This window comes from Echinicola sediminis (assembly GCF_054777495.1).
The window spans coordinates 1-4,013 of record NZ_BAAHAP010000184.1 but is presented as its reverse complement, the minus strand read 5'-3'; the positions used below and the strand labels follow the sequence as shown (position 1 = coordinate 4,013).

1 protein-coding gene and 1 pseudogene are annotated in these 4,013 nt (G+C 45.0%); one reads left to right on the top strand and one right to left on the bottom strand.

Going from position 1 to position 4,013, the window contains the following annotated elements:
- The first annotated feature begins 206 nt into the window (after positions 1-206).
- Positions 207-3,353: a PKD domain-containing protein gene (locus ACYVAA_RS22380; protein ID WP_460546190.1), complete on the top strand. Its 3,147-nt coding sequence runs from the start codon at positions 207-209 to the stop codon at positions 3,351-3,353.
- A gap of 233 nt (positions 3,354-3,586) precedes the next feature.
- Here the strand turns inward: ACYVAA_RS22380 and ACYVAA_RS22375 are convergent.
- Positions 3,587-4,013: pseudogene (locus tag ACYVAA_RS22375) on the bottom strand (threonine dehydratase); the annotation flags it as partial.

The window sequence follows — 4,013 nt, the reverse complement described above, 5'->3', positions numbered from 1 at the left end:
TGGCAAGAAAAATAATTCTTTAAGCTTATTATTCTTACATTGTATTTCGAAAGAGTTTGAAGTGTCGCTTCAAAGTATTCATAACTCGTTGTTGTGAGTAGATTTATTACTAAAACATTTACAGTTTTATGATCAGGTGGCAGCAGCGCTTTTCAGACAGCAAAGCTTTTGCTATCATAGTGATATAAAATAATCAGTTGCCTTCAATGACCAAGTATTCTACGTATTTAGGTTTAGTTTTCATTTTACTGATCCAAATTTTGGGAAGCCAAAAAGCAACCGCACAGCTTACTACCGTGGGTAAGGAGTTTTGGTTTGGCTTTATGGAGAATAATACCAATGGTCAAAATGGAACGGCGGTTATCGTGGTTTCAGCAAACGAGGCAGCACAAGGAACTATTGATCTCAGCAATTTCCGGCCCGGGCTCACTTATACTTTTAACCTGCAACAGGGGCAAAACTATACACTGCGTGTACCGGAAAGTCAGGATGATCTTCTTCACAGGAATTCAGGCCGGATAGAAAACAAAGGAATCCATATTGTTTCCAGTGGTAAGGTGTCTGTCTATGCTTTCAATGAACGGCGGAGGAGTGCTGATGGCTCGGTGATCCTGCCGGTAAGCACTTTGGGCAAAGAATATTATATCGCATCCCATTATGAGATTTCACCGAATAACCTCAACAATACGGACTTAAATCAAAACGACGAAAGTACCCTTTTGATAGTAGGTGTGGAAAATGATACCAAAGTGGAAATTACTCCCAGCGTAAGGACCATTGATGGAAAAGCGGCTTGGACTCCCTATATGATCACTTTGAACATGGGACAGAGCTATCAGCTAAAAGCAAAAGATGATCTGACAGGGAGCAAGGTAAAGGTAGTGGGGAGTAATGCTGATGACTGTAAAAATGTAGCGGTATTTGGGGGGAACAAATGGACAGGGGTAGGAGAGTGTGGCTCTGCCAATGACCATCTTTTCCAGCAAATGTATCCGGTCACTACATGGGGGATGGAATTTATCCACATTCCATTGAAGAGCAGGTCATCGGGCGAACTGGTGAAAATAATAGCGGCAGAAGACGATACAGAAATCAGTTTTGACGGGAATAGGGTAGCCACCTTGGACCAGGGGGAGTTTAGGGCTTTTGATTTTGGCCCTGACGAAACCAGGACCATCCAAGGTTCCAAACCCATATCCGTGACCACCTATTCAAAAAGCCAGGCCTGTAATGATCCCTATGCTCCGTTTTCTTCTATGGGGGATCCTTTTATGATCACTTACAGTCCCAATGAACAGTTGCTGAAAAGCATCACCTTTGAGGCCATGAACGTGGTGCAAATTGAATACAACTACGTTAATATTATCGTGGCCACAGAGGCCAAGGGGCAAACTGTTCTGGATGGAAGAAATATCGGGAATTCATTTTCTGTGGTTCCCTCCAACCCGTCCTATTCTTTTGCACGGATTGATATACAAAGTGGTTCTCACCAGTTGGAAAATAAAGAGGGTTTTATAGCCTATGTGTATGGTTTTGGGGACATAGAATCCTACGGATACTCTGTAGGGGCAAGTTTGGAAAACCTTAATTTTGAAGTGCAGGCAACTTATGATTTTGAAGTCGTAGGTGAAAATGTTGCTTGCCTTGGAGAGGAGACCAATTGGTCTATCGAACCTGAAAATGATATTTTCACCCATTTTTTATGGGACCTGGGCGATGGTAGTCCTGTAAAAGAAGGAGCCGCGATCACTCATGAATATGCTGAGCCTGGTAATTATACGGTGACAATAACCGCTTCGGTCAGTGAAACTTCCTGTGATGAGCAAGAGGAAATTGTATTTGAAGTAGATGTTTTGGAGACCAAGGGGGAGCTGGAGGGAGCTACTATGGCCTGTCCTGATGTGGATGAAATTACTTATACTTTGGTCAATTCAGAAAATGTAGAGCGGATCGATTGGGAAGTCAGTGGTGGTCAGATCGTAAGCAGCACAGATAGCTCTGCCACAGTATTGTGGGGAGGAAGTAATGACCAAGCGTTTATCAAAGCCTTTCCTTTTACTGCTGAAGGTTGTCCCGGAGCTCCTTTTCAGACGGATGTGGTGATCAACCAGCGTATTGAGCCAATGGCTCCAATAGGAGATACCAATATTTGTTTTGATGGTGGACAGCGTTATACCTATTCGGTTTCTGAACTCGTGGATGGGAGGGCTTACCAGTGGCACATTAATAATGGTCAGATTGTTTCCGGGGAAGATCAGGCTCTTGTAGAGGTGCTATGGGATATTCCCGGTACGATCGGTGAGATTTGGTACGAAGAGTCCAGCACCTTGGATGCCATTTGCGGAGGAGTTTCAGAAAGTTTGTCAGTGCGGGTAAGCGAAGAATTAGTGGTGGGTTTTGAGACAGAAGATGTGAGGTGCTTTGGGGACCAATCCGGAAAAATTACCTTGAATGTGCAGGGAGGTGCTCAGCCTTATTCCTACAAATGGCAACATGATCCCAATCTGAACCAGCCTGAAGCGCAGAATTTAGCCGCTGGCAATTATACGGTCACCGTGGTGGACAGTGAGGGGTGCGTAAGGATCTTGGAAGACCTTGCAATTACCCAGCCGGAAGCTTTGGGAGTATCTGTAGGAACCGTATCCGGGACTTCCTGTTATGGCAAAGCCGATGGGGAAGCCGAAATTTCCGTTTCTGGAGGCGTACCACCTTACCAAATAAATTTTGCAAATACCACAAGTAATGACGGGGCCTTTGGTTTGGTAGGGCTGGAAGGAGGTGAGCTTACTTTCACCATTACAGATGCCAATCAATGTCAGGTCCCGGTCTCTTTTACTGTGCCTAGCCCTGAGCCCTTATTGGTCAATGTGGAAGTAATGAAAAGGGCCTGTCCCGGGGAGGCCAATGGAGAACTTATGGCGGTGCCAACAGGAGGCAATGGACCCTTTTCGTATACATGGGACTATGGACAGGCGACAAGTCAGGTGTTGTCTGGTGTGCCCAAAGGGAATTATGCTGTGACTGTTTTGGACCAAAATGGCTGTGTAAGCCTAGGCAGCAGCGAACTTGTAGAAGTGGCGCCTGAAGTACGTTTGCCGACAGGCTTTCGTCCAGATAGTGGGGGAGTCAACAGTTCCTTTCAACCCATCTCCAATTGCGGATTAGATTATACCATCTCCATTTATAATAGATGGGGCGAATTGGTTTATAACGGTTCAGTGGGCTGGGACGGAACCGTAGAGGGGAATCCCGCAATCGATGGAACTTATACCTACCTGATAGAATATAGCTATGTCTTAGAGGGGAAAAATTATACTGAGCAGAAGAGGGGGATGGTAACCCTTATAAAATAGTATTGACCAGTAGTCAATTCTATGGTTTTATCCACTTCCGATAACTTAGGCTTATTTTCCGCAGACTTCAGGGATTTCCGCTAATGAAATTCCACCATCCATGCCTTTGCCAATCTACTTCCTGCCTACTGCCGAGGCAGATGCGGGCAATTATAATTGATTGAGATGAGGGCTATGGTGATTTTATCGGGAATCGACTTTATGATATGTCTTTTGGGTAAACCAAACGCGGCTTACATCAGTAAGGTCAACAAGTCGAGGTTTTCGTTGAGGTAATTGTACTTAAAGCGGTTTTTATCGAGTCTCTCAAAGATGCCGCTTAAGTCTTTAGGATTTTTGAGCTCTATGCCTACGACAGCCGGTCCGTTTTCCCTGTTGTTCTTTTTGGTAAACTGGAAATAGGCAATATCATCATCTGGGCCTAAAATTTCGGAGACAAAGTCCTTAAGGGCCCCGGGCCTTTGGGGAAATTGTATCATAAAGTAATGTTTGAGTCCTTCATAAATCAGGGATCGCTCCTTGATCTCTGCCGTTCTCATGATATCATTATTGCCCCCGCTTACCACGCAGACGACATTTTTCCCTTTGATCTTTTCCTTGTCGTAAAGGGAAAGCGCAGCGAGGGTCAAGGCGCCCGCAGGTTCCACTACGATGCCTTCA

Excerpts from the sequence above, each read along its gene's own strand:
- ACYVAA_RS22380 (WP_460546190.1), top strand. The coding sequence starts at position 207 with ATGACCAAGTATTCTACGTATTTAGGTTTAGTTTTCATTTTACTGATC.